This window comes from Collinsella sp. TF10-11AT, assembly GCF_003437565.1.
In the GTDB taxonomy this organism is placed as follows: domain Bacteria; phylum Actinomycetota; class Coriobacteriia; order Coriobacteriales; family Coriobacteriaceae; genus Collinsella.
Genome location: NZ_QSQW01000007.1, coordinates 1 through 25,057, shown reverse-complemented (window position 1 = coordinate 25,057; position 25,057 = coordinate 1). Strand labels below are relative to the sequence as shown.

22 protein-coding genes, 1 pseudogene and 1 riboswitch are annotated in these 25,057 nt (G+C 59.5%); of the genes and pseudogenes, 12 read left to right on the top strand and 11 right to left on the bottom strand.

What is annotated here, in order from left to right; genetic code table 11:
• Positions 1-63: 63 nt before the first annotated feature.
• Positions 64-960 (bottom strand): LysR family transcriptional regulator, encoded by an 897-nt coding sequence (locus tag DXC99_RS06095; RefSeq protein WP_117629615.1) that lies wholly within the window; start codon positions 958-960, stop codon positions 64-66.
• Positions 961-970: 10 nt separating this feature from the next.
• Entirely contained in the window at positions 971-1,879 is a 909-nt protein-coding gene (locus tag DXC99_RS06090; protein ID WP_117629614.1) for an HAD-IIB family hydrolase, read from the bottom strand.
• A 163-nt stretch (positions 1,880-2,042) separates the two neighbouring features.
• Positions 2,043-2,153: riboswitch (TPP riboswitch) on the top strand.
• Positions 2,154-2,204: 51 nt separating this feature from the next.
• Between DXC99_RS06090 and thiM the strand changes: the two genes are divergently transcribed.
• The 3 genes from thiM to DXC99_RS06075 are packed head-to-tail and all read left to right on the top strand — an operon-like array spanning position 2,205 to position 4,082.
• Positions 2,205-3,044, top strand: coding sequence for a hydroxyethylthiazole kinase (thiM, locus tag DXC99_RS06085; RefSeq protein WP_117629613.1), 840 nt, complete (start codon positions 2,205-2,207; stop codon positions 3,042-3,044).
• A gap of 4 nt (positions 3,045-3,048) precedes the next feature.
• A complete protein-coding gene (locus tag DXC99_RS06080; RefSeq protein ID WP_233505682.1) occupies positions 3,049-3,390 on the top strand; it encodes a thiamine-binding protein in 342 nt (113 codons plus the stop codon).
• Positions 3,387-4,082, top strand: a complete 696-nt coding sequence (locus DXC99_RS06075) for a thiamine phosphate synthase (RefSeq protein WP_117629612.1) — start codon at positions 3,387-3,389, stop codon at positions 4,080-4,082. The genes DXC99_RS06080 and DXC99_RS06075 overlap by 4 nt, the downstream gene beginning before the upstream one ends.
• Positions 4,083-4,318: 236 nt before the next feature.
• Here DXC99_RS06075 and DXC99_RS06070 read toward each other — a convergent pair whose 3' ends face one another.
• A complete protein-coding gene (locus DXC99_RS06070) occupies positions 4,319-5,188 on the bottom strand; it encodes a patatin family protein (RefSeq protein WP_117629611.1) in 870 nt (289 codons plus the stop codon).
• A 320-nt stretch (positions 5,189-5,508) separates the two neighbouring features.
• Between DXC99_RS06070 and DXC99_RS06065 the strand changes: the two genes are divergently transcribed.
• Positions 5,509-5,955, top strand: a complete 447-nt coding sequence (locus DXC99_RS06065; protein WP_117629610.1) for a GGDEF domain-containing protein — start codon at positions 5,509-5,511, stop codon at positions 5,953-5,955.
• Positions 5,956-6,026: 71 nt separating this feature from the next.
• Here the strand turns inward: DXC99_RS06065 and tet(W) are convergent.
• Positions 6,027-7,945 (bottom strand): annotated as a pseudogene (gene tet(W) / locus DXC99_RS06060) (tetracycline resistance ribosomal protection protein Tet(W)).
• Between the two features lie 669 nt (positions 7,946-8,614).
• Here tet(W) and DXC99_RS06050 point away from each other — a divergent pair.
• From DXC99_RS06050 to DXC99_RS06025, 6 genes are all read left to right on the top strand, one after another.
• Complete coding sequence (locus DXC99_RS06050; protein ID WP_117629609.1) at positions 8,615-10,894, top strand: EAL domain-containing protein; 2,280 nt, start codon at positions 8,615-8,617, stop codon at positions 10,892-10,894.
• Between the two features lie 127 nt (positions 10,895-11,021).
• Positions 11,022-12,551, top strand: coding sequence for a diguanylate cyclase domain-containing protein (locus DXC99_RS06045; RefSeq protein ID WP_089572908.1), 1,530 nt, complete (start codon positions 11,022-11,024; stop codon positions 12,549-12,551).
• Between the two features lie 74 nt (positions 12,552-12,625).
• Positions 12,626-13,249 carry a flavodoxin family protein gene (locus DXC99_RS06040; protein WP_089572906.1) on the top strand — a complete coding sequence of 208 codons (624 nt, stop codon included), beginning with the start codon at positions 12,626-12,628 and terminating at the stop codon, positions 13,247-13,249.
• Between the two features lie 11 nt (positions 13,250-13,260).
• Entirely contained in the window at positions 13,261-13,602 is a 342-nt protein-coding gene (locus DXC99_RS06035; RefSeq protein WP_022093957.1) for an arsenate reductase family protein, read from the top strand.
• Between the two features lie 86 nt (positions 13,603-13,688).
• Positions 13,689-14,819, top strand: coding sequence for a GTP-binding protein (locus DXC99_RS06030; protein ID WP_055286648.1), 1,131 nt, complete (start codon positions 13,689-13,691; stop codon positions 14,817-14,819).
• A gap of 95 nt (positions 14,820-14,914) precedes the next feature.
• The gene (locus tag DXC99_RS06025) at positions 14,915-15,514 is read left to right on the top strand and encodes a tRNA (cytidine(34)-2'-O)-methyltransferase (protein ID WP_117629608.1); all 600 of its coding nucleotides are present in this window, start codon (positions 14,915-14,917) and stop codon (positions 15,512-15,514) included.
• A 29-nt stretch (positions 15,515-15,543) separates the two neighbouring features.
• Here the strand turns inward: DXC99_RS06025 and DXC99_RS06020 are convergent, their stop codons facing one another.
• The 4 genes from DXC99_RS06020 to DXC99_RS06005 form a co-directional block, all read right to left on the bottom strand.
• Positions 15,544-18,039, bottom strand: a complete 2,496-nt coding sequence (locus tag DXC99_RS06020) for an excinuclease ABC subunit UvrA (RefSeq protein WP_233505681.1) — start codon at positions 18,037-18,039, stop codon at positions 15,544-15,546.
• Between the two features lie 10 nt (positions 18,040-18,049).
• Complete coding sequence (locus DXC99_RS06015) at positions 18,050-19,168, bottom strand: AAA family ATPase (RefSeq protein WP_117629606.1); 1,119 nt, start codon at positions 19,166-19,168, stop codon at positions 18,050-18,052.
• Between the two features lie 93 nt (positions 19,169-19,261).
• The gene (locus tag DXC99_RS06010; protein ID WP_117629605.1) at positions 19,262-21,265 is read right to left on the bottom strand and encodes a translation factor GTPase family protein; all 2,004 of its coding nucleotides are present in this window, start codon (positions 21,263-21,265) and stop codon (positions 19,262-19,264) included.
• 257 nt (positions 21,266-21,522) lie between these two features.
• Positions 21,523-22,011 (bottom strand): N-acetyltransferase, encoded by a 489-nt coding sequence (locus DXC99_RS06005; protein WP_117629604.1) that lies wholly within the window; start codon positions 22,009-22,011, stop codon positions 21,523-21,525.
• Between the two features lie 77 nt (positions 22,012-22,088).
• Between DXC99_RS06005 and DXC99_RS06000 the strand changes: the two genes are divergently transcribed.
• Positions 22,089-22,385 carry a hypothetical protein gene (locus tag DXC99_RS06000; RefSeq protein ID WP_117629603.1) on the top strand — a complete coding sequence of 99 codons (297 nt, stop codon included), beginning with the start codon at positions 22,089-22,091 and terminating at the stop codon, positions 22,383-22,385.
• A 48-nt stretch (positions 22,386-22,433) separates the two neighbouring features.
• On the opposite strand, the gene DXC99_RS05995 is transcribed toward DXC99_RS06000, so the two are convergent.
• The gene (locus DXC99_RS05995; RefSeq protein ID WP_117629602.1) at positions 22,434-23,138 is read right to left on the bottom strand and encodes a class I SAM-dependent methyltransferase; all 705 of its coding nucleotides are present in this window, start codon (positions 23,136-23,138) and stop codon (positions 22,434-22,436) included.
• A gap of 63 nt (positions 23,139-23,201) precedes the next feature.
• Positions 23,202-23,345: a hypothetical protein gene (locus DXC99_RS10365; protein ID WP_158549061.1), complete on the bottom strand. Its 144-nt coding sequence runs from the start codon at positions 23,343-23,345 to the stop codon at positions 23,202-23,204.
• Positions 23,346-23,574: 229 nt separating this feature from the next.
• On the opposite strand from DXC99_RS10365, the gene DXC99_RS05990 reads away from it, so the two are divergent.
• On the top strand, positions 23,575-23,976 hold the full coding sequence (locus DXC99_RS05990; RefSeq protein WP_117629601.1) for a hypothetical protein: 402 nt from the start codon (positions 23,575-23,577) through the stop codon (positions 23,974-23,976).
• 125 nt (positions 23,977-24,101) lie between these two features.
• Here DXC99_RS05990 and DXC99_RS05985 read toward each other — a convergent pair whose 3' ends face one another.
• Positions 24,102-24,914, bottom strand: a complete 813-nt coding sequence (locus tag DXC99_RS05985; RefSeq protein WP_117629600.1) for a putative RNA methyltransferase — start codon at positions 24,912-24,914, stop codon at positions 24,102-24,104.
• Positions 24,915-25,057: the final 143 nt, after the last annotated feature.

Here is a 25,057-nt window from a genome sequence, read left to right as displayed (position 1 = left end):
AGATGCTTCCTATATCAGTTGGGACTGCCATGAAGAGATTTGACCTGTACAGGACGCAGCAGTCTAGATATGCTGACGAATCGCGTCGATATAGGCCCGACCGTAGCGCGTAAGCGTCGTGTTCTTGCGCGTGATGATGCCAATCTCCATGTACTCGTCCACGTCGAGCGGAATCGAGATAATGCCGGGGCCGTTGAGCTCGTGGCTGATCACGCCCGAGCATACCGTGTAGCCGTTGAGGCCCATGGCCAAATTGAACAACGTCGCACGGTCGCGCACGCGGATATTCTTGCGACGCTCAAACGTCGAGGTCAGCTCCTCGGAATAGTAAAACGAGTTGTAGCTGCCCTGCTCGTAGGACAGGAACGGGTAGTCTTCCAGATCCTCGAGCGTCACGCTGGAGCGGTCCGCCAGCGGATGGTCGGCACAGACGAAGATATGCGGCGTGGCGCAGAAGAGCCCTTCGAACACGAGCTCGTTGGCCGCCAGCATGCGCTCGATGACCTCGCGGTTGTGCTCGGACAGATACAGGATGCCCAATTCGCTTTTCATATGCGCGACGTCCTCGATAATCTCGTGAGTCTGCTCCTCGCGCAGGGTAAAGTCGTAGCGCGCGGCATCGAACTCACGGATCACATCGACAAACGCGTTAACGGCAAAGGAATAATGCTGGCAGCTCACACTAAAGTGCGGCACCTGCTCGGACTCGCCCTTGTACTTGCCTTCGAGCAGATCCGCCTGGTCGAGCACCTGGCGCGCGTAGCCCAAGAAGGTCTCGCCCTCCTCGGACACAATGACACCCTTGTTGGTGCGCTCAAAGATGTGCACACCCATCTCGTTTTCGAGATCGCGGATCGACGCGGTAATCGAAGGCTGCGACACAAAGAGCCGGCGCGAGGCCTCGGTGATGCTGCCGCATTCGGCAACTTTGACGACATACCTGAGCTGTTGAAGCTTCATGATGGCCTCCCTAGACGTCCGCGATACCCGAACCCGCCGCATCTGCCTGACGCATAAACGACGGCATCTCCCCCGTCGCGGCGCAGGCGGCAATCTGATGCAGAGCCCCGGCAACCGCATCGTCTGCCGCAGCGCCGATATGCCAGCGTGCGGCAGCCGTGACGGCCTCGTTGGCATTGGCGACTGCAACGGAGTTGGGGACGGCACCGATCATGGGCAGGTCGTTATCGGAATCGCCAAATACGGCCACCTCGTCGGACGTCAGGTCCAAAGCGCGCGCCAGCTCCAGCGCAGCGCAACCCTTGTCCCAACCTGCTGGAAGAATGTCGAACAGGCGCACACGATTGTTGGGAAACACAAGCGAGAGTTCCGGCACCTCAGCGGCAACGCGCTCGCGTAGCTCCGCGAGCTCCTCACGCGAACGAGCACTCCAGATATTCGCCTTGAACACCGACGCGTCATCGACGACAGGACGGCACGGGGCCTCTTCGCCCTTGAGCCATGCGTTGCCGCCCGACTCCATGGCGCGGCGCACGCGCTCGGGGTCGCTCGTCACACAATAGGCATCGTTGCCCCAAAAGTCATCACCCAGGCCGTAGACCTTCAGATACGTATCGTCGGTCTCTTGCTCCAAGTAGTCAGCCAAGCGCATAAGGGCGGCGTTGTCGGTCGCATGCGAGGCTACCACCTCGCCGTCCACAAACATGACCTGGCCGTTGCAGAACGCGCCGGTCGAGAAGCACTCGGCGCGATTGCGGAACATCCAGCCCATCGCGGAGGGCTGGCGACCCGAAACCGGGCCAAAGTGCAGACCCGCCGCCTGCATGGCATGAATGCCCTCGATGGCGTAGTCGCTGGCGCCGTCATGCCCGGCTGGAATCAGCGTATCGTCCATATCGGTCAGCACAAGTTTAATCATAAGGCCCCCTCGGTCATTCTTAATCCCGTCTATTGTACCGACCTGCCAAAAAGAGACAGGTTTATATTGGCAGGTTTTATCTGGGAAAACGCAAAGCCCCAGTTGTTACCTGCCAAAATAAACCTGTCCCTTTTTGGCAGGTGCGCTAGTATAGGGAGCAACAGATTCGATGCGGGAGTGCCGGCGGTGCAAACCACAAGGCTGAGAGGGCATGGGGCCCAATCCTTTGAACCTGTCAGTTAATGCTGGCGTAGGGAGCATGCCGCCTTTACAGGGGCGCTGTCTATGCACAGCGCCCCTTTTCTATGCCAAGGAGGCATGTGCAGTGATCAATTCGGAACAGCTCAAGCAAAACGTAGTCAAGGCCGCGGAGGAGATTCGCGCCACCAATCCGATGGCCGGCTCCATCACCAATACGGTGACGATTGATTTTGTCGCCAACGCACAGCTCGCCGTGGGCGGATCGGCCGCCATGGTCTACCTGCCCGACGAGGGCGAGGCGCTCGTTGCCGGCGGCGGCGCCATCTATCTCAATATGGGCACGCTCTTCCCCATCTACGAGCAGACGATTCCCCGCGCAGCCAAGGCGGCGCATGACGCCGGCAAGCCCTGGGTGCTCGACCCGGTGGGCCTGGGCATCGGTAGTCTGCGCACCCAGTTGGTAAACGAGCTCAAGCAGTACAAGCCCGCCATCGTGCGCGGCAACGCCTCCGAGATCATCGCGCTTGCCGCCCTATGGAACCTTGAGGGTGAGGCAGCCGACCTCAGCCGCGCCCGCGGTGTCGACACCACCGACACCGTTGATGCCGCCCGCGATGCCGCCGTGGCGCTCGCTCGCTACACTGGCGGCGCCGTAGTTGTCTCGGGCGAGGTTGACCTGATCACCGACGGCACGACCGTGGCCAAGTCCCATGGCGGCAGCCCGCTCATGTCCAAGATCACCGGCTGCGGCTGCTCGCAGGGCGGCGTGCTGGCCGTGTATGCCTGCGCCGGCGATCCGTTTACGGCAGCCATCTGCGGCACCGCGGTCTACAACGTTGCCGGCACGCGTGCCGCCGCTGTCGCCGATGCCCCGGCAAGCTTTAAGGTCGCCTTTATCGATGAGCTCTACCGCGCGACCGCCCAGGACATCGCCGACAACCAGCTCGAGCTCGAGGAGGCATAAGCCCATGTCCGAGTCCGCAACCAGCGCCGGCATGAACACCCTGGTCGCTGTGGCCATCGCCCCATGCGGCACCGGCGACGAGCTGTCCGCCGAGGTCGCCGAGGTCGTGCGCGTCATTCGCGAGAGCGGCCTTCCCAACCGCACCACCTCGATGTTCACTGAGATCGAGGGCGACTGGGACAAGGTTATGCAGGTCATACGCGATGCGACCTTTGTGTTGGCGAGTAAGGGCATCCGAACCGAAGTCGTACTCAAAGCCGATATTCGACCCGGATTTACCGACACCATGACCGGCAAACTCGAGCGCATGGAAGCACAGATCAAAAAGCAGGAGGAAGCACGATGAGCATCCGCGACAACCTTGATATCTCGGCCTATCTGGTACTCGGCCCCGAAAACACACTCGGGCGCCCCGTGGGCGATGTGGTGGCGCAGGCGCTCGACGCCGGCTTTACCTGCATCCAGGTGCGCTCCAAGGTTGCAAGCGCGCGTGAAATCATTGCGCTGACCGGCGACGCCGCGCAGGCAATCGCACAGGCCGGCAAGACCGGTCAGGTCGCCCTACTGATCGACGACCGCCTTGACTGCGTGCTCGCCGCGCGCGAGCAGGGCATCGCTGTCGACGGCGTGCACGTGGGCCAGAGCGATATTCCCGTCGAGGTCTGCCGCAAACTTTTGGGCCCCGATGCCATTGTGGGTCTTTCGGCCCGCTGCGAGGAGATGCTCGAGTACGTCAAGACCGCCGACATGAGCCTGGTCGACTACCTAGGCGTGGGCCCGCTCCACGAGACCGAAACCAAGCGCGACTGCGGACGCGCAGCCGATGGCTCCATCATCACCAAAAGCTTTGAGGACCTGGCCGCACTCCACGCGGCAAGCCCCGTGCCCATCGTGGTGGGCGGCGGCGTCAAGACGGCCGACCTGCCGCAGCTCAAGGCCACCGGCGTCGATGGCTTCTTTGTGGTGAGCGCCGTCTGCAGCGCCGACGACCCCCACGCCGCAGCCAAGGAGCTCGTCGACACCTGGCAGCAGGCATAGACCGATGCCGAGCAGTTGCCCCGCAGCGTCATACCTTCAATAGCGGAAAGCGCATCCCAGTTTGGACCTCCATTCCGGGATGCGCTTTCCATATGCGGCTCCATTGGGAAACTGCATCCCATTCCAGGGGCGAATTATGGGATGCAGCTTCCCCTACGGTCCTCTCGCGGAAACTGCATCCCATTCCAAGTGCAAATTTCGGGATGTGCTTTCCGCTGAACACCCGGCGGTTTGCCCTACCCCGCCAGATACGCTTCCAGTGCGGGCAACGTCACTTGCGCATCGCGACGGCCGATCTGATAGATGCGCTCGAGCTCGTCGGGCTCGCGGCACAGCGACGGCACCTTCACCGATTCACTCGGCCGCACCACAAAGATCTCGCCAGCGGCTTCGCGGCGCGCTAGGTCATCGAGCGTAGCATTGTAGACCTCATGCCGATGCGCAAGCGCCGCAACAAACGCCGGATAGTGACGATACACGCGACGCAGCATAGGCATCACGCTATTGGGCTGCTTTACAAAGCCTGACGGCTGCGTCAGCACCACCACGTTGCGGTCATAGCCCTGCGCAAACAGCCAAGCGCTGGGAATGGAATCGGCAACGCCGCCATCCAGGTACTTATGCCCCTCAATGGCAACGGGCCGCGTTGCCACGGGAATTGCCGACGATGCCCGGATCCACTCGATGTCGCGCTCGTCACCATAGGGCAGGTCATGGTAGACGGCTCGCCCCGTCTTAAGGTCGGTGCACACACACGTAAACCGCATGGGGCAGGCGCGATATGTCTCCAAATCGATGGGATCGCGCTCGATGGGCACCTCGTGATAGGCAAAATCGGCATTGAACATGTCGCCGGTTCGCAACCAGCTCGTCACGCTCGCATAGCGCTTGTCGGCGCAATAGGCCTTGTTGTAGCGAATGGCGCGGCCAATCTGGCGCGATTTAAAGTTGTAGCCAAACGCCGCGCCCGCCGAGACACCCACCATATGGTCGCAGGTCAAGCCGCGCTCCATCCATACGTCGAGCACGCCCGCCGTATACATACCGCGGTAGCCACCTCCCTCGAGCGCAAGCCCCACCGTGCGCGTCGTATCTGGCTGCGCCATACGACCATCTCCGTTTCTGCGATTTAAACCGAGACAAGTATACCCGTCAACATATATCGTCTCAGTTGCATTTTCTTCAAACATCGCATCATTGCGCTACCGTTTGGCGAATAATAGCCACCCGCGGCAGAGACACCCATATACAATCCTATACTGTTATTTTTACTTAGCAGGTATTGGCAGAGAACACTGGCCGACAAATAAACCCAATGACGCAGCAAGGCAGGGGCCTGGATACACGCAAAACGTGAGTAACAACGCGCGTACACAACGAGCTCGCCCGACGCGATCCACCCCGACCTCAGAAAGCCGCTTACAGCATGGACACTGACAGCAATTACACCGAAACGCTCGAAAAGACCGTCCGTGACCTTCTCGAGCGTCAGGAGGATCTGATCAGGACCGCCTTTACCGACCAGCTCACCGGACTTGGCAACCGCGGCGGCTTTGCCCGTTCCTTAGAGGAAATCTGGGAACAGGAACTGCCCGTGACCATGGCTTTTATCGACATCGATAACCTTAAGCACTGCAACGACATCTTTGGACATGACGCAGGTAACCGCTATATCTTGCAGGTAAGCCTCTATCTCAAGCTGTATATGAAGGTAGACGAGGCGGCATTTCGTCTGGGAGGCGACGAGTTTGCCATCCTATCTACGATTGCAACCGAGGACGACCTCGCCAAACGTCTGGAACACTGCCGAGAGGTCCTGCTCAAGAATAACGATTCCGAGATGCCCCACTCGTTGCTTTTTTGCTTCCATTAAATCTTCCTTACTATATTCCATTGTTACCCTCCATAACTTCTGATTGTTGCCGTCTTGACGATTATGTATCTTTACATTACCTTCTGAAACATATGGCGCACCTTGTCCAGGCGGCTGTTTGGACGGCGGGGCTGGATGACCGGCTGACCGACAGCGGCCTGATATCCTTTCAGCTCTGTAAGGCATACGCTCCGCCCGTTGGTGTAAAAGGCCAGATCAGTACGGTATGCCTGTATACAGCGGGCGGGAATCTCGCCAGTAAAGACAACTTCATCCTTTTTTACCTGGGCCGTTTCGATGGTGGCACAGTATTTCGGTGCATCATGATAAGCCCTGGAAAGGTATTCCCGGGGCGCATAGAGGATGAAGGAGAGATAAGGTTCCAGCAGCTGCGTCCCCGATTCCTTCAATGCCTGTTCCAATACAATCGGGGCCAATGAGCGGAAGTCCGCCGGCGTGCTGACCGGACTGTAATAAAGCCCGTATTCAAAGCAAATCTTACAGTCCGTTACGTTCCAGCCGAACAAGCCCTGCTCCAGCCCGTAACGGATACCATCCCTGACAGCGTTTTGAAAACTCTGGTTCAAGTATCCCAGCGAAACCCGGCTCTCGTATTGTACACCGGAGCCAAGCGAGAGTGGTGTAACAGACAGTCCTATGGATGCCCAAAACGGGTTGGGCGGCACCTCGATATGGATGGTGTGGCTGGCTGCTTTGAGCGGCCGCTCCATATAAATGACGGAGGGTTCCTTTACCACTGTTTCAAGCTTGTATTTTTCCGACAGCAAAGCGGAAACAACCTCCAACTGCACCCGGCCCAAAAAAGAAACAATGATCTCATGGGTGATGGAATCCACTTCGCAACGCAAAAGCGGGTCAGTATCCGCAAGTTGCGTAAGAGCGTCCAGCAGCCGTTCTCTTTGCGCTGCCGTTTTCGGCGCAATCGTCGTCCGCAGCATGGGGAGGGGGTCCTCGCGCCACCTTTTACGAGGGAGCCGGGTTTGGTCCCCTAATACATCGTTTAACCTCACGCTGTCGCTGGGAAGGATAACAATTTCACCCTGATAAGCGGTGTCTGTCCGAACAATTTCCCCTTTGGATGGAATACGCATCTCTGTGATTTTCAGCTTTTCTCTCCCGGCCAGGGCCACCGTATCCCGCAGGCGCAGCGTTCCGCTGTATAACCGTAGATAGACACGCCGCTGGCCGCAATCGGTGTACTCAACCTTGAAAACGCTGCCGCATAGGGCGGCGCCCCCTGTTCCCCAATCGGTTGGAACAGCCCTGTCACCGCATCCATCAACGGTTGAATGCCAAGGCCATTTTTGGCGCTGCCATGATAGACCGGGAACAGGGAGGCGTCTTGAACCCGCTGCTGTTCCTCCCGCGCAAGTTTTTCCCGGCTGATTGGTTCTCCTGCGATATACTTTTCCAATAATTCATCGTTATTTTCGATGACCGCATCCCATGCTTCTATGTCGGTATTTTCCTCCAGGACTATTTCCGGGGACAGCGACACCGTCTGCTTGATGATAATATCGGCGGAGAGCTTATCCCGAACAGACTGAACCACGCTCTGCAAATCAACGCCAGCCTGGTCGATCTTGTTGATAAAGATAACGGTGGGAATGTTCATTTTCCGCAGGGCATGGAACAGAATACGGGTCTGGGCCTGCACGCCATCTTTAGCGGAGATCACCAAGATGGCCCCATCTAAAACAGCCAAAGAGCGGTACACCTCCGCCAAAAAATCCATGTGGCCGGGCGTATCCACAATGTTAACTTTACATCTGTGCCACTGGAAGGAAGTGACTGCCGCTTGAATGGTAATCCCACGCTGCCGCTCCAAAAACATGGTGTCCGTCCTCGTTGTCCCTTTTTCGACGCTCCCCGGTTCTGAAATGGCTCCGCTGGCATATAGCAGGCTCTCCGTCAAGGTCGTCTTTCCAGCGTCTACATGGGCAAGAATTCCAATATTGATTATTTTCATGTGATTGTCCTCCCTTTACTGCCCCGAAGGGCATAAAAATCCCCAGCAGTAAAATACTTTTACCACTGGGGATGATAATTTGCGGACATACACATATGCAGCATACACCTGTTTGTGAGTGCTGTTTTTGGGGATATGTCAAAATTGATAAGGCAAAAGTATTCTTAAATTGGGTACAAAAAACTAAGCCCATACAAAAGGGACTATCATAATCCTTTGTTCCCACTATTTGATTATAGTTTTATTTAAGAATACCTTGCCGCATATTTTTTACTCCTTTTCTGGACTTAAATCATTGTATCACATCAGTTTTAGGAAAGCAAGTACCTAAAAGAAATTTTTCTTCCCCTTATATGTAACAATCATACCGGCTTCCTAGCGTTCAGAATGTTTTCTGCTGTCTGCTGTGGTGTTTGGTTGGAATTGTCCAACCAAAAGCCGATCCGTGGTGTTGTCTGCATTTTACTAAATACAAATTCAATGTATACAGAAAGATATAAGGAGTGGGAGGGATTCCGCCGTAGTTGGCATTGTAGGAAAATCCAAAAGTTTAGATTTTCCCACAATGCTTATCTTTTGGTCTTTGGTTCGGAATAGTGTAGTGCTGGCGGTCTATCTCTTGTTTTCGGTTGCTTGCTTCCTTACCGTACATGAGCATTTAGCTACGGAGTGTCACACGCCGACCCCGCCCTGGGCGAAGCCTCCAATCGCATGACGCTCGATGCCGATCATCGCATGTACGACTACAAGCTACGTCATGCCATGCACCTTGATCGACGCAATATCACGCAAGTCCACACCGACGACTTCGAGATAAGCGACCGCATTTTCGACGCCTTTTCGATGCTCAACGAAGGCCGTTATTTCTTTATCGAGAACTTAGACAAGGACCGCACCCTTTGGTCGCAAGGTGCCTTGCGCGATCTCGGTCTTCCTTCGGAGCACATAGACAGCTGCCGCGATTTCTGGAAGACGCGCGTCCATCTCGATGACCTCGAGGCCTACGCCAACGACATCGACCAGATCTATAACGGCTCCAAGCACCGTCGAGTCATGCAGTACCGCGTGCGCAACGCCGCCGGCGACTACGTCCTGTGCCGTGCTCGCGGGTTTCGTATCGATGGCGACGGACACGACCCCTCGCTCTATGTCGGCGAGCTCGTCAACCACTCACTTGCCGAGACCGTCGACGCCGCTACGGGCCTCGGAACGCAGCGTATGCTGATCAACGCTATCGATGCCTGCCGCCGCGATCGTTGCGAGACAGGGCTTATAGCGGTGCGCATTCGTGGCACGGCAAAGCTCAACGAGCTCTACGGGGCCGAGGCTGTCGACAACATGCTTGCCGAATACGCAGGCCGCATGTTGTCGATCACCCGTGGCAGGAGTCGCGTCTACCGTTCTCGAAGCGTCCAGTTCGTCGTGCTCAGCAACGATTTGGATCACGAGGCATTCGAGCAACTGACCCATCACCTTAAAGAAGCCGTTTTCGCTCCCGTTCGAATCGCGGGCGACACCATTACTCCCGTCTGTCTTGTCGTCCCGGCCTTTTACGAGCGTCTAACCAACCAAGCGACCGCCGTTTTAGGCGAACTCGACCGTCGCCTTCGCACGGCCGGCGGACTTGTTCCCAACGACAGCCTCCCCATACCCGAGACAGAGCGCAAAAGCACCATCGTCGAGCGCATCGATACGCTCACGGGCCTCTATCGACCCAGCGAGTTTATGCGGCGCGCCAACGCATTTCTCCAGACAAGACGCGACGGTGCCTGGTGCATCGCCACCGTCGACATGGGACACATGCGGCTGTTCAACGAATGGCACGGACAGGCCGAGGGCGACCGCACGCTCGCCGACGTGGGCACGGTCCTCAAAGACATCGAGAATGCCGACATGGGCGTCGCAGGGTATTGGGGCCAAGACGACTTTTGCATTCTCATCCCCTTTGAGCACAACACCGTCCATCAAATCTATAACAGCGTTCGCGAGGCCGTGGCCAAGCATGATGACGGCGTGGGTTTCTGGCCGTCCATGGGCGTTTGCCCCATCGACCCCAACGAGGAAATCACCATCGACGCGCAGGCCAAGGCCATGTTTACCAATCGGCGCGCCAAAAACGATTTTAAGGATCGCATCGCCGTCTTTCGCCCCGAGGAATACAAGCGCGAGGTGGCGTTTCACCGCACCCTCACCGAGTTCCAGTATGCGCTCTCAAACGACCGCATCACCTACTACCTGCAGCCCCAGGTTGATATGGAAACCGGCGAGATCATTGGCGCCGAAGCACTCACCCGCTGGATTGACAAGGACGGCTCTCTCATTTCGCCCGCAACGTTTATCCCCGCACTCGAGGAAAGCGGCTTTGTGGTGACGCTCGACAAGTACATTTGGCAGGGTGTCGCCTCGTGGCTGCGCGGGCGCATCGATCGAGGACTTTGCGTGGTTCCGGTCTCGCTTAATGTGTCGCGCGTGGATATCCTTGCCTGCGACGTTGCCGAACATATGGGGGCGCTCGCCGCCCAATACAACCTACCGCCCGAGCTCATGCGTATCGAGATCACCGAGACGGCTTATACGGGGGAGTCCGAGGCCGTGGACAAACTGACAGCCGACCTGCACACCCGCGGCTTCTCGACCTATATGGACGATTTTGGCACCGGCCAGTCCACGCTCGCGATGCTCAAGAACGTCAACGTCGACGTCATCAAGCTCGACCGCACCTTTGTGCCCACCGACCGCGATCAAGGCCGCAGCGCGCAGATCGTGTCATCGATGCTCGAGATGGCGCAGTCGCTCCATCTGCCCGTCGTGGTCGAAGGCGTCGAGACAAATGAGCAGGCAAACATACTACGCCACATGGGCGCCCGCTACGCTCAGGGCTTCCTCTACTACCGCCCCATGCCGGCGAATGATTTTGAGGCATTGCTCGATGGTGGCAAAAACAACTAATACGCTCGCGCGCAAAACACCACCGCCGAAGGGGACATTTGTCTCCATTAGCTAACTTATATCCCCAATTCAAACCGAATTGGGGATATGATACAAACCGTTGTTCTGCCCAAGGAGGTTATTCATCATGAACGAGTCATATCGCTTGGGCGAGCAATCGATTATTGCCTATCTTCAGCGACTTGCGAATGGTGTCTCGACCGCCGAACTCGATGTTTCCGTGCTGCCTGCTGAGCTACGCGCCGTTGGTGAGCAACTGCAAAAGACGCATGCCATCCTGCAACAAGAGCGCCAGCTGCTTGAGTGCAACGCCTATATCGATCCGCTCACCAACTTGGACAACCGTGGCGGACTCGACCGTCACGTCGAGCAGCTCTGGCGCAAAGGCGACCCCTTCACCTGCGCCTATATTGACATCGACCATCTCAAGCATTGCAATGATAGGTTTGGCCACGCCGAAGGCAATCGCTATATTCTGAGCATCTGTCGCACGCTCTCCGAAACCATGGAGCACGATGAGATGCTGTTCCGTATCGGTGGAGACGAGTTTGTGCTTATCTCGCTCTCTGCAAACGAGACTGAACTCGAGCAGCGCTTGGAGCAGGTACGTGCCGGGCTGATCGAGGCGAGCTCAGGTGGCAAGGCGCCCATGATCGCTAGCTTTAGCTTTGGCTGCTCGCGCGTCAATCCACTTGCCGGCGACACGCGTCGCCAGATGACGATGGATGCCGATCGCAAGATGTATCGCTATAAGCTTATGCATCGTGTGCAGCAACCGAAAGACAATGACGCGCCGCCACACCCAATTGCCGAGCAGCTTCCGTGCAACGACCGCGTATTCCAAGCGATCTCTATGAGCTCCGAGACGCGCTATCCGTTTATCCTCAATCTCGATACGGGCGAATCACAATGGTCGGTTAATGCCGTACGCGATTTTGACCTGCCCTCCCAGCATCCCTACAACTCACTCGACTTGTGGCTTGCCCGCGTTCACCCCGAGGACCGCGACAACGTACGCGCCGAGCTCGACATGGTGATAAACGGTACGTGGCACTTCCACTACATGCAGTATCGCGTGATGGATGCCACCGAAGCATACGTGCTTTGCGACTGCACGGGCTACCGCTTGGACGGCACCGATACCGAGCCCAACATGTACGTGGGCATGATTATCAACCGCAGCTTGGCAGATACGACCGATTCCGTGACCGGCCTGGGCGACATCCACGCCCTGGTCAACGCCATTGGCGAAATGCGTCGCGTCGCGCGCAAGGCGGGCTTGGTCGCCATTAAAATCGACGATATCGCTCAGGTCAATGCCCGCTTTGGCTTTGATGCAGGCGACCGCGTTTTGGCGGAGAGCGCCGCCTGCCTCATGGATTGTTCGCGCGGTAAGGGTCGTCTGTTCCGCTCGACCGGACCGATGTTCGTGGCGCTTTTCGACGAATTCGATCCCGAAGAGACCGACGCGATCGCAAAGGAAATCGAGCGGTTCCTGGGCTCTCCCGTGCTCTTTGGCTCATTTGAATATCAGCCGCCCCTTCGCGTGGCCACGCTTCATCTGGATACCGTCGACCGACAGCCCGTTTCCATTTTGAACGAGCTCAAAGTGTTGCTCGGGAAAGCCGTGCAGGTGCCAGGTACCAAACTGGATTAGCACCACGCCCGCACCGCCTCCCCCATCGTGCGATAATCCTCTGCAGAAGTCACCAACAGCAGAGGGAGTTTGTGATGAAGGTTCTTTTGGTCAATGGCAGCCCCAAGGCAAACGGCAACACCGCTCGCGCGCTCGCCGAAGTCGCCGAGCAACTTAAAGCCGAGGGCATCGACAGCGAGGTATTCCAACTGGGCGCCAAGCCCATCCGCGACTGCATCGGCTGCGGTCAGTGCGGCAAGCTTGGCGGTCGCTGCACCTTTGACGACGACGTGGTGAACGAGCTCATCGCTGCCGCCGAGCAGGCAGACGGTTTTGTCTTTGGCTCCCCCGTCTACTATGCGCATCCCAGCGGACGCATCCTCTCGGCTCTCGACCGCGCATTCTATGCTGGCAGCAAGGCCTTTGTGCACAAGCCGGGTGCCGCGGTCGCCGTCGCCCGTCGCGGCGGCACGTCGACCACCTTCGATGTACTCAACAAATACTTCACTATCAACCAGATGCCCGTGGTGGCCTCCACATACTGGAACAACGTCTTTGGTGCCATGCCGGGCGAGGCCGCCCAGGACGCCGAGGGCCTGGCCACCATGCGCAACATCGGCAAGAACATGGCTTGGCTCCTGCATTGTATCGAGGCAGGACAGGCTGCCGGCATCGAAGCCCCCGAAGCCGATCGCGAGCGCACCAACTTCATTCGTTAGAACGGCGGAACATGAATATCCAGATTTTTGGCACCAAGAAGTCCTTCGATACCAAGAAGGCCCAGCGCTATTTTAAGGAGCGCCGCATCAAGGTGCAGTTTATCGACCTTAAGGAAAAGGAGATGAGCAAAGGCGAGCTCACGAGCGTGATGCAGGCGGTCGGCGGCATCGACAAGCTGCTCAACCCCAAGGCCAAGGACGAGGAGACGCTCGCGCTCATCCAGCACCTCACCCCTAGCCAGCGCTTCGACAAGTTGCTCGAGAACCAGCAGGTTCTAGCCGAGCCCATCGTGCGCAACGGCAAAAAGGCCACCGTCGGTTATTGCCCCGATGTATGGGGAGCCTGGGAGTAGCCTGTGTTATTTGCCGGCGCGTGGGTATAAGAGCAGGCGTTTGGCATAAGATTCAACTGTAAGCCATGTCTAACAAAGGAGGGCACATGCCCAACAAACCCGTGAAGATCATCATGCTTACCGGATACCTCGGTGCCGGCAAGACCACACTGCTCAACCACATCCTCGCTAACGACGGCGGCATCCGCGCCGCCGTGATCGTCAACGATATCGGCGAGATCAACGTCGACGCCAGCCTCATCGCCGACGGCGGCCTTTCCGAGACCGACGACCTCATCCCGCTCACCAACGGCTGCATCTGCTGCACGCTTTCGGACGACCTTGCCAACCAGCTGCAGGGCATCGCCGATTCGGGCAAGTTCGACTACATCATCATCGAGGCCTCGGGTATCTGCGAGCCTATCCCCATCGCCTACACCATCTCGAGCTTCTGCGACGAGGCCAAGGTGGGCGGCGAGCCCAAGCTTGCACTCGACAACATCGTGGCTGTGGTCGACTGCGCCCGCATGTACGACGAGTTCAACGGCGGTCGCGACCTGCTGGCCGAGGATATCGACGAGGACGACATCGAGAGCCTGCTCATCCAGCAGATCGAGTTCTGCTCCACGCTGATCCTCAACAAGACCGATACCGTGAGCCCTGAGCAGATCGCCGAGCTCAAGGCTATCGTGCGCAGCCTGCAGAAGGACGCCGTGATTGTCGAGGCCCAAAACGGCGAGGTCCCCATGGAGGAGCTGCTCGACACCGACCGCTTCGACTTTATGCGCGCCTACAACTCCGCCGCCTGGATCGAGGCCATGGAGCATCCCGAGGAGCACGACGACCCCGAGGTGCTCGAGTACGACATCGAGACCTTTGTGTACTCGCGCCGCAAGCCGTTTGACCTGCAGAAGTTCACCGATTTTGTTGAGCAGGAGTGGCCCGACGAGGTCATCCGCGTCAAGGGCCCGCTGTGGCAGACCGGCAATCCGGACATGTGCTACATGTTTGAGCAGGCCGGCCACCAGATGCGCCTGATGGAGAACGGTCTGTTTGTCGATTCTGCGCCCGAGGGCGAGAAGCAGAAGATTATCGACGAGAACCCCGAGATCATGCAGATTTGGGACGACGAGACGGGCGACCGCATGACGAGCCTGTGCATCATCGGCCGTCACATGGACAAGGATGCGCTCATCGCCTCCCTCGATGCCTGCCTGACCGACTGGCACCGCGCCTAGGTTTATCCAAGCGGGCATTTTTTCGCCTACGTAACCGCCAAACCACCACGAAGGTGCCCTTCGTGGTGGTTTTTCGTTCTGAGCCAAGGAGATTTATGTTCAACATTGTGCTGTATGCGCCCGAAATTCCGGCCAATACGGGCAATATCGGCCGCACCTGCGTGGTCACCGGTACCCGCCTGCATCTGGTGGAGCCGCTGGGCTTTTCGCTCGACGACAAGACGGTGCGTCGCGCCGGCCTGGGCTATTGGCAAAACTTGGACGTGACGACCTATGCCGGCTGGGAGGATTTTCTTGCGCGCAACGGCCTCTCCCCCGCCGACGAGCGCCTGCATCTGCTGACCAAAAAGGCACGCCGCACCTATGCGCAAAGCACCTACCGCGATGGCGACTACTTGGTCTTTGGCAGCGAGAGCTCGGGGATTCCCGAACCACTGCTTGCCGCGGCGTCCGAGCGCTGCGAGCGCATCCCAATGCTGCGCGATTGCGACTCACTCGATAACGCCGAGGTCTGGGAAGCCCACGAGGAATCGCTGGGGCATACCGAGGACAGCCACGAAGCCATCCTTCGGCAGGATATCTGCGGCAACTTTATCGACCCGGCCGACTACCGCATTAGTGCACTCAACCTCTCCAACAGCGCCGCCATCGTCCTCTACGAAGCCCTCCGTCAGACAGGCTTTCCGGGAATGTGACAAAGGGACCGCCCCTTTGTCACATTCGGTTATAGGTAGCGACCGGTAATGCTCTTGGAGCAGGCCGTGATGTCGCCCGGCGTACCGGTGCAGACGATTTGCCCGCCCGCGTCGCCACCGCCCGGACCCATGTCGATCACGTAATCGGCGTTACGGATAAGGTCGAGGTCGTGCTCGATCACGATAACCGTGGCGCCCTTGGCAACAAGGCCATCAAACACACTCAGCAACACCTGAACATCGAGCGGATGCAGGCCAATCGTGGGCTCGTCGAATACGAATACGGCATCGTCCTGCACGCGGCCCATCTCGCTCGCAAGCTTAAGGCGCTGCGCCTCGCCGCCCGAGAGCGCCGGCGTGGGCTCGCCAAGTGTCAGGTATCCCAGCCCCAGGTCGCGCAAGGTCTGCAGGCGCGCCTGGACTTTCTTGAGTCCTACCGTGGCATCGAGTGCCTCGTCCACGCTCATATCCATAAGTTGCGGCAACGTAAGCAGGCTGCCGTCCTTGCCCTCGCGATGGATATGCGAGGCGGCATCCGCATAACGCGAGCCACGACATGCAGGACAGACGATCTCGACATCGGGCAAAAACTGCACGTCAAGCGATATCGAGCCCGTGCCATCGCACGTAGGGCAGCGCAAAGCGCCAGTGTTGTAGCTAAATGCGCCTGCCTTGTAGCCGGCTGCCTTGGCCTCGGGCGTGCGGGCGAAGGCGCGACGCAGTTCATCATGGATGTCGGCATAAGTCGCTACCGTCGAGCGCACGTTGGCACCGATGGGCGTGGCGTCTATCAGGTTGGCACGTGCAATGCCCTCGGCATCGACCCAACGCACGTGTTTTGGCAGGCGCTCGCCGGCTGCCTGCGCCTTAAGTGCCGGGATGAGTGTCTCGAGCACCAACGTCGTCTTACCCGAACCCGAAACGCCCGTCACCGCGACAAGGCGACCGCGCGGGATATCGACTTCGAGCGGTTTGACGGTATGGATGGCATCGGTCGCCATGCGGATATGGCCCCGGTCAAACATTTCGTCGTCAGGCACCTGCGGACGCAAGCGCTCAGGCTCCGAGCGCAAAAATGGGGCGATGCGGCTGCCCTGCGATTCTTCGACCTCGCCTACCGCGCCCGCGGCGATCACATTGCCGCCGCCTGCTCCGGCAACGGGGCCCATCTCGACCAGATAGTCGGCTTCCGCCAGTACGCGCGTGTCGTGGTCGACAACGACCACGGTGTTGCCGTCATCCACCAAATCGCGCATCACGCCTACCAGGCCGTCGACATTGGCAGGATGCAAGCCAATCGAGGGCTCGTCCAGCACATAGAGCACGCCCGTCGATCGGTTACGCACCACGCGGGCGAGCTGCACGCGCTGACGCTCGCCCGTGGAGAGCGTGGCACCGGCGCGGTCGAGCGAAAGGTAATCGAGGCCCAGATCGACCAGTCGACGGGCCGTGCTCAAAAACGAATCGCAGATATCCGTCGCCATGGGCTGCATCTCGGCCGGCAAGGATGCGGGCACCCCGCGCACCCACTCAATCGCCTCACCCAGCGTCATAGCCGCGGCCTGCGCCAGATTGATACCGCGCACCTGGGGATGGCGTGCGGCCTCGGAGAGACGCGTGCCGCCACAGTCACGGCATGGCCCCTCGCGCAAAAAGCGCGCCACGCGCTTGAGGCCCTTGTCGTCCTTAACCTTGGCGAGCGCATTCTCGACGGTATAGGCAGCGTTGTAATAGGTAAAATCGAGCGGCGTGGCGCCCTCGCCGTTTTTGGGAACGTAGAGAATGTGCTTTTTAACCGCCGGACCGTGGAACACGATGTCGCGCTCTTGAGGCGTGAGCTGGTTAAACGGCACGTCGGTGCGCACGCCCATCTCGCCAGCCACCTGCTTCATCAGATCCCACATGAGTGTGCCCCAAGGAAGCACCGCGCCCTCGTTGATGGTCTTTGACTCGTCGGGCACCAGGCTCGCTTCGTCCACCTCGCGCATGACACCGGTGCCGCCGCAGGTAGGGCACGCACCGCCGCTGTTAAAGGCAAGGTCCTCGGCACTCGGCGCGTAGAACTCGCGGCCGCATGCGGGGCACGTGAGCGACAGGCCCGCAGCCACGTTAAGGCTCGGCTCCACACGCGCCCCGCAATGTGGGCACACGTGATGGGCACAGCGGCTAAAGAGCAAACGCAGACTGTTGTTGAGCTCGGTCATGGTACCAAAGGTCGAGCGCACGCCTGGCACACTGGGACGCTGATGCAACGCGAGTGCCGCCGGTACGTGCAATACCTCGTCCACCTGGGCGTGCTCGGCCTGCGTCAGGCGACGTCGAGTATAGGTGCTGAGCGCCTCCAGGTAACGGCGCGAGCCCTCGGCATAAAGAACTCCCAGCGCCAGCGAGCTCTTGCCCGAGCCCGACACGCCGGCAATGCCCACGAGCCTCCCCAGCGGAATATCGATATCGATGTCCTTGAGATTGTGGACACGTGCACCGCGCACCTCGATAGCCTGCGGGCTCATCTTCTGTTCCGTCACCTTTATCACCCTACTCATGCCATAAAACGCGGTCGCGGATATACTCGCCCAGCATGGGCACGGTAAACCGCACAAGGCCGTATCCGGCGGCCTCGATGACGCGCTCGCGAATCAGGCTTGCGCGATATTTACTCGCCCAGCTCTGGGTACGGTCGCAGCGCTCAATGATATCCGCCGTGCGCGTCGGCTTGTCCTCGTCAACCGCCATAGCCTCGATAAAGAGGCGCTGAGGGCTGCGCAGACCGTAATACAGAGGTGCGTCAACCGCTTCGTAGAACTCAGAGACGGCATCCGCATGACCAACCTCGACATCGCACCCTTCAATGACCTGCGAGCCACGCCGGACAGCAGACCGCCACATGTAATAGCCCACCAGCTGAACCATATAGGGATGCCCCATGCTCTTGCGCGCCGCAAGGTCCGCCGTCTCCGCGTCAACGTAAAGACCAGCGTCTTTGACCGTCTGGATATACGAATCGCGCACTTTGGGCAAAGATATTGCCCCCAACGTACGCTGCTGGGCACGCCGCAAAAACGTCACGCTCGGCTCTTCGAGCAGATCGTCAACCATACTGGGCAAGCCGGCGAACGCCAGCGCAAGACCGCGCTGGTCGCTATCGGGCAAGCCCGTGGCATCCTGGTCTCCGAGCACCTGCTGATAGAGGACGGCAAGAGCCGCCAGTTCCTCGATAGACACCGATTGTGCCTCGTCAATCGCAAACAAGACGCCCTTGCCCGGACCGAGCTTCTTGAGACGCTCGTTGACCAGCCCTCGCAATGTCTCGCCTTTTGCCCGCGCCGCCTCGACCGACATCCGGCCAAACGACGGCCCAAACTCCATTGACGTCACAACGGGTTTATTCGAGCGAAGCGCGTCGGCCAAGCGGTCGCACAAACCAAGCGAAGCGGAATCGGAGACAACCGCCCATCCGCGCTCGCTGGCTAGACGTTGCAGCTCCCGCAGGAGAACCGTTTTGCCATAGCCGCGGTTTCCCGTAATGAGCATGAGCCTGCCCGGCGCTCCGGCGCCGTTGTCGAGCCCTTCCTCAAAATCTTCGATGACCGACTCGCGACCGATGAGTATCGGAGGCCGCTTACCAGCTGTGGGCTTAAAGGGATTTGGATTCATATCGGCCTCCTCGGATTGGCAAACCCTGGTAACAGTTATACCAACTTATACCGAGTTATACCAATAGCATGTGACAAAGGAACTGCCCCTTTGTCACATGTGGCCGAAAAACTCGGCGTCTGCTGCTCGCCAGGGGCGGAAGGTGGCGGGATCGACCTTTACGTGCGCCGCAGCGGGTGCGTCGTACCATTTGACCGTGTAGCCGGCGCCGTGGGCGCAAAAGACCGAGTCGGGCGTGTTGGGCAGATCGGCCTCGGGCTCGTAGGCGGCAGCCTCGATTACGCGCTCGCCATCATGGCAAGCCGCATAACCGGCGAACTCCAGGTACAGATGCCCGCGACCGCTCGTGTAGGCAGCCACCTCCAGCGCATAATCTTGCACCTCGGATGCCGGAACGCGACCCACAAGCTTCGCCCGGTCTCCCGCCATCGTCGGCGGCTCGTACTCGGCACTCATGCGCGTGGCATCCGAGAGCGCCCGGCCCACGCACTCCCCCGGCACCTCGAGCTCAAAGCGATACCACGGCTCCAACAACACCGCCGCGCCGGCCTCGCGCGCCCGCATCAAACCCTGGCGAATCGCGCGGTACGTGGCCTGGCGAAAATCGCCGCCCTCGGTGTGTTTGGCATGCGCGCGGCCGCCCGTGAGCGTAATGCGCACATCGGTGATGGGCGAGCCCGTCAGCACGCCCAGGTGGTCGCGCTCCATAGCGTTGGTGAGTGCCAAACGCTGCCAGTTAAGATCGAGCTCGTCGGTCGAGGTCACGGTGCCAAACTGCACACCCGAACCCGCCGGCAACGGCTCCAGGCGCAGATGCACCTCGGCATAGTGGCGCAGCGGCTCAAAGTGGCCCACGCCCTCGACCGGCCGCGAAATAGTCTCCTTATAGAGAATGCCGCCGGGCTCAAACGCAACCGAAAGGCCAAAGCGATCGGCCAACACCCGCTGCACGACCTCGAGTTGCACGGCGCCCATCAACTGCAAATGGATCTGCTCAAGATGCGTATTCCAGCTTACGCCGAGCATGGGATCTTCGTCGGCAAGCTCAGCCAGCGCTTGGAACACCGTATGGACATCGTGCTCGTTCGGCAGCACCGTATAGGTGAGGATCGGCGCAATGACGGGCGCATCGCCCGCGGGCTCCGCGCCCAAGGCGTCCCCCGGGCGAACGTGCGCAAGACCCGTCACGGCACAAATACCGCCAGCGGCAACTTCCTGGGCAAGCTCGTACTTCTCGCCGTTATAGATGCGCACCTGATCGACTTTCTGCTCCCATACCTCGGCACCGGAGCACCCCTCGATCATCTGTTTTGCGCGCAGCGTGCCGCCGGTCACTTTAACCCAGGCCAAGCGCTCGCCGCGAACGCCTCGGCTGACACGATAGACACGCGCGGCGAACTCCGGGGCCCACGCCTGTTCACGCATCAGCGTGCACATGCCATCCAGCAGCTCGCCCACGCCCTGATCCTTAAGCGCCGAGCCGGCAAAGCAGGGAAAGAGCTTGCGCTCGACAACCATGCGCGACAGCGTTGCGACAGAAAGCTCACCCGTCTCAAGAAACTCCTCGAGGGCTGCCTCGTCCAACGCGGCAGCGTCCTCCTGAACGGCACCACCCGCCAGTAGTTCGCTGGCATCTAGGCAGCCCTCGGAAAGGCGCTGCCCAAGTTGTGCCAGTAAAACATCGCGGCCGGGATGCTCCAAATCAATTTTGTTGATAAAGACGAACGTCGGGATGTCATAGCGCGCAAGCAGGCGCCACAGGGTTTCGGTGTGTCCCTGCACGCCATCGTTGGCGCCCACAACCAAAATCGCGTAGTCGAGCGCGCGCAACGTGCGCTCCGCCTCGGCAGAAAAATCGACATGCCCCGGTGCATCCACGAGCATGACGTTGGCATCTCCGTGGTCGAGCACGGCCTGCGACGAGAAAATCGTGATGCCGCGCTCGCGTTCGATAGCGTTGGTATCCAGGTGCGAGTCGCCGTCGTCCACACGGCCGCGCTTGCGAATGCGACCTGCGTTGAACAGCATGGCCTCGGCCAGCGTAGTCTTGCCGGCATCGACATGCGCCAAGATTCCAACGACCGCTTGCTTCGACATGGCTCTCCTCTTATTGCAAGCCCGTCGCGCACGGCGACAGGCATTCTCGTTCCACACTGGATGATACAATTTACGAGCCGGCGGGCGAAGCGGGCCCTATCCCCCGACCGAGCTCATCGCCCTGCGTTGCCGCGCGGCGATTTTCGTAGGTTCGCGCCTTGCGAAAGCCGGCACCTCCCCTAACAGCGCAGCGACCAAAAATGGCCCCACCCGGGGCCATTTTCATGTACATGGATTGTTGATACGCGTCCCCGCTCTTATGCCTCGCGCAGCCAATCGAACGCGACGCGCGGCGTGCCGTCCGACACATACACGACGCCGGCGCGCTCGAACCCCGCCTTCATGCTCGCGCCCTGCATGGGCAGGTTGTCCGCGTGCGTATCGATACGCAGATGGTCGGCGCGCTCCTTGGCAAAGGCAAACATCGCAGCCGCGATACCGTGCACGGTGCCGTCGGACGCCACGCGGTGCAGTACGGCGTACGGAGTGTCGCTACGCCACTGGCCGTCCTCGATGACGTCGTAGCACTCGTCCGGGCCCGGCAAAAAGGCAAACGTCGCCACCACGCGACCGTCGACTTCGCACACATAGCTGCCACCGGCGGCGATATCGGCAGCCAGCTGCTCGGCAGAAGGCGTGCCCTCGGGCCACTGCGTGGCGTTGCCATGCGCACGCATAAAGGCGCGGGCCGCGTCATAGATAGCCATGACGGCGGGAATGTCGGTATCGAGGGTTTTTCTGATCATCACGCGGCGACCTCACGTTTATTGGTATCACTTTGATTGAGCAATGATACCAACGTTTTGAGAAGGGCGCGAAGCAGATGGGTAGCAAAAAGCGAGCCGCCTGGTCAAAAGCCAAAAGCGAGTTTTTAGGCGCTGCCACGGGCGGCGATATGAGCGACCTGTTTGCACGCGAAGACGTGCGCCGCGACGCACTAGACGCCGAGCGCGATGAAGCCTGGCGCTACAAGTCGTGCGAGCGCAAAAACCGTTACGACACGCGCGCCGAGGCCGAGGCAGTTATGGCCGACTGCGAAAACCGCGGACGGCGCGGTTTGGCCTGCTACAAATGCGAATACTGCGGCGGATGGCACCTGACGTCGCACCCTTGGAAATAGGCGCCACTTCGGCACGGCACTGACGGAGCGCCAGCTATCGCGCGCAAGCTACGGGCGCGGCGGCACCAAAATATCGTAACGAACGGCCTTGCCCGCAAGTTGATAGCTCGGCTTAACGCCGGCAAGCAGCGGTCCCTTTACCGGCCGCTTGATAACGACCTTGCGCGGGCGCGCCGCAAGCGCAGCTTTAACCAGCGTCTCCTCATCGGCACACGGCTGTTCCAAATGGTGCAAGAGTTGGAACTTCTTTTTCACCGCCGCGCTCTTGGTGCGCTCGGGAAACATGGGGTCCAGATACACCACGTCGGGAGCGGCAAGCTCGCCCTGCCCGATCAGCTCAGCTGTATGGCGAAGGCCGGCAATGCTGTCCTCGCCCGCATGTAAGTGCATGCGCGCCACGGCGGCCGCAAGCGCCGAATCATCTGCCGCGCGATCCAGGGCATCCTGGAGCAGCGCCGCGATCACGCAGTCCTGTTCATACAGATCGACGGTAAAGCCCGCTGCCGCCAGCAGCAGCGAATCCTCGCCAAAGCCTGCCGTGGCGTCAATCGCCCATGGTTGCTCGATGCCTTTTGTGCGCGCAGCCTTCACCAGTAGCTCTTGCTGCAGTCGGCCCTGCTTGAGCCGTGGAAGCATGCGGCCAAAATCGGCACGCAACTCCATCGCACCGTCGGTGAGCGTGAGGCCCTCGGGCTTCCCGATCAGCTCAAGCCCCGCGGCCCGAGCAACAGAAAAGGGATCGACGACGCCCATGGGTACTCCTTAGCAAGCAAAGCGGATACGTGAGCGCCGCATGTGTCGGCACCCAATCGTCCGCTATTGTCCCACATGCGACATGGCCCACAGCATCCCAATGCAAAGCACCGCCATCAATCCCGTGCACACGGCAGCGATCACAGAATCGCTCATGCGCCTTCCCAACGATTGCGGCTCGCGCGCCTGCCCTGTTCCGTACATCATGGCTCCTCCTTAGACCAACTCCTTGTTACATCCTCATCATCGCAGCGCCGCACATGAGCTGCCATCGATTTGACTTACGTCCAGCTTTCCTTTTTGAAAGGTTGAGGTGCGCAGGCCTAAAGCGCTTTCAGACGCATGCGCCGCCGCGTTGAACTACAATGTGCTTCACCATATGTGCAGCACAGGGGGTACGCCAGATCGGCCGTACTCGTATCGAAAGGATCCAGCCATGAGCTACGCTCGCAAGACACTCAAAATCCTTGCCCTCATTTACTTTGTTTTGGGCATCGCCAGCCTCGTCATCGCCGGCGTCGGCATCGCCCGAGGCAGTCTCGATTCCACGTACGGGCCGAACGCCATGCTCGCCGCGGCCGTACTTGTCATCAAGGGTCTTGTCGATCTTGCCGCAGGTGTTGCGGGCATCAAGGGCGCCAACAAGCCTTCGCAGGTGGATGGCGCGTTTAAGCTCGGCATCGTCGCCGCAATCGCCACGATTGCGCAGGCCGTGCTCACGCTTCCCGCGTTTGGCGGCGACGCCATCAACTTTGGCGCCTTTGTCATCGTGGTGTACGACCTGTTCTTTGTTCAGCAGGCGCACGCCGTCAAGGCCGAGAACAAGGACCGCCTGTAAGCGCTCGCTTCTCATAGCCTCTGCAGCCAAGCAACTAAAAAGGGCCGATCGCACATCTCCGCGGTCGGCCCTTTGCATTTGCCCAGATAAAACCTGCCAAAATAAACCTGTCCCTTTTTGGTAGGTTAGTGGCGGTACTCGGCGATGATGAAGTCGATGTCGGTTTGAAGGGTGTCCAGGTTTGCCAGGCGCTCTTTGTCGGCGGGGCGCGTGCGGTAGTAGTACGGTGTCATCTGGAACACCGCCTCGATGTCGGCCTGCGTCTGGAGCGTAATGTTCGCAGACACCCGTTGCGTTCCCACCAACTCCAGCTCGGTCGTCTTCGGCAGCTTCTCATCGTTGAGATATGGCGTGTCGTAGAGCACCTCCTTGAGCCCAAAGAGATGACGGGCACCCGGTATAACGGTATAGAGCGACCCCTCGGGTGCCAGCACGCGAGCAAACTCACGCTCGTTAAAGGGAGCAAAGAGCTCGGTCACCATATCGAAGGTGCCATCGGCCACGGGGATGTCCTTCATGTTGGCCACGAAGTAGGTCGCATCGCCGCGCTTGGCGGCCAGACGCACCATCTCTTTGCCCAGGTCGAACCCATAAGCATCCACGCCCGGCACCGCACCCATGGCACTGGTGTAGTAGCCCTCGCCGCAGCAAATATCGAGCAGCGTCATGGGGCCATTCGCAGTCGCTGCACGTCCAGACACCTGCTCGCGCACCAGCTCGACCATCGCATCGCGCAACGGCGCGTAGTAGCCGCGGTTAAGAAAGTCGCGACGACTGCGCGCCTGCGACTTGGGATCGCCCATGGAGTCGCCGCTCTTGGACGAGCGCAGCAGATACAGATAGCCCTCGCGCGCACGGTCAAATCGATGTCCGCCCGCGCACGCAGCACCGCGCTCGTCGTCCACCAACGGATCATGGCAAACGGGACACAACAACATGGCAACTCCTTAGCGCGGACAACACAACGCCCACCATTGTCGCACGCCTCCCCCACCTAGTCATTGGGTGTTCCTATAGTTTTGTCAACCTTCGACGCTACTCCCGGTAGGGCACCCGGTCGCGCATCACGGCGTATATCGCC

Bases quoted from the DNA above. Each gene is read 5' to 3' on its own strand.
- DXC99_RS06095 (WP_117629615.1), bottom strand. From the start codon at position 960: ATGAAGCTTCAACAGCTCAGGTATGTCGTCAAAGTTGCCGAATGCGGC.
- DXC99_RS06090 (WP_117629614.1), bottom strand. From the start codon at position 1,879: ATGATTAAACTTGTGCTGACCGATATGGACGATACGCTGATTCCAGCC.
- DXC99_RS06080 (WP_233505682.1), top strand. From the start codon at position 3,049: ATGTCCGAGTCCGCAACCAGCGCCGGCATGAACACCCTGGTCGCTGTG.
- DXC99_RS06075 (WP_117629612.1), top strand. From the start codon at position 3,387: ATGAGCATCCGCGACAACCTTGATATCTCGGCCTATCTGGTACTCGGC.
- DXC99_RS06070 (WP_117629611.1), bottom strand. From the start codon at position 5,188: ATGGCGCAGCCAGATACGACGCGCACGGTGGGGCTTGCGCTCGAGGGA.
- DXC99_RS06065 (WP_117629610.1), top strand. From the start codon at position 5,509: ATGGACACTGACAGCAATTACACCGAAACGCTCGAAAAGACCGTCCGT.
- DXC99_RS06045 (WP_089572908.1), top strand. From the start codon at position 11,022: ATGAACGAGTCATATCGCTTGGGCGAGCAATCGATTATTGCCTATCTT.
- DXC99_RS06040 (WP_089572906.1), top strand. From the start codon at position 12,626: ATGAAGGTTCTTTTGGTCAATGGCAGCCCCAAGGCAAACGGCAACACC.
- DXC99_RS06035 (WP_022093957.1), top strand. From the start codon at position 13,261: ATGAATATCCAGATTTTTGGCACCAAGAAGTCCTTCGATACCAAGAAG.
- DXC99_RS06030 (WP_055286648.1), top strand. From the start codon at position 13,689: ATGCCCAACAAACCCGTGAAGATCATCATGCTTACCGGATACCTCGGT.
- DXC99_RS06025 (WP_117629608.1), top strand. From the start codon at position 14,915: ATGTTCAACATTGTGCTGTATGCGCCCGAAATTCCGGCCAATACGGGC.
- DXC99_RS06015 (WP_117629606.1), bottom strand. From the start codon at position 19,168: ATGAATCCAAATCCCTTTAAGCCCACAGCTGGTAAGCGGCCTCCGATA.
- DXC99_RS06010 (WP_117629605.1), bottom strand. From the start codon at position 21,265: ATGTCGAAGCAAGCGGTCGTTGGAATCTTGGCGCATGTCGATGCCGGC.
- DXC99_RS06005 (WP_117629604.1), bottom strand. From the start codon at position 22,011: ATGATCAGAAAAACCCTCGATACCGACATTCCCGCCGTCATGGCTATC.
- DXC99_RS06000 (WP_117629603.1), top strand. From the start codon at position 22,089: ATGGGTAGCAAAAAGCGAGCCGCCTGGTCAAAAGCCAAAAGCGAGTTT.
- DXC99_RS05995 (WP_117629602.1), bottom strand. From the start codon at position 23,138: ATGGGCGTCGTCGATCCCTTTTCTGTTGCTCGGGCCGCGGGGCTTGAG.
- DXC99_RS10365 (WP_158549061.1), bottom strand. From the start codon at position 23,345: ATGATGTACGGAACAGGGCAGGCGCGCGAGCCGCAATCGTTGGGAAGG.
- DXC99_RS05990 (WP_117629601.1), top strand. From the start codon at position 23,575: ATGAGCTACGCTCGCAAGACACTCAAAATCCTTGCCCTCATTTACTTT.
- DXC99_RS05985 (WP_117629600.1), bottom strand. From the start codon at position 24,914: ATGTTGTTGTGTCCCGTTTGCCATGATCCGTTGGTGGACGACGAGCGC.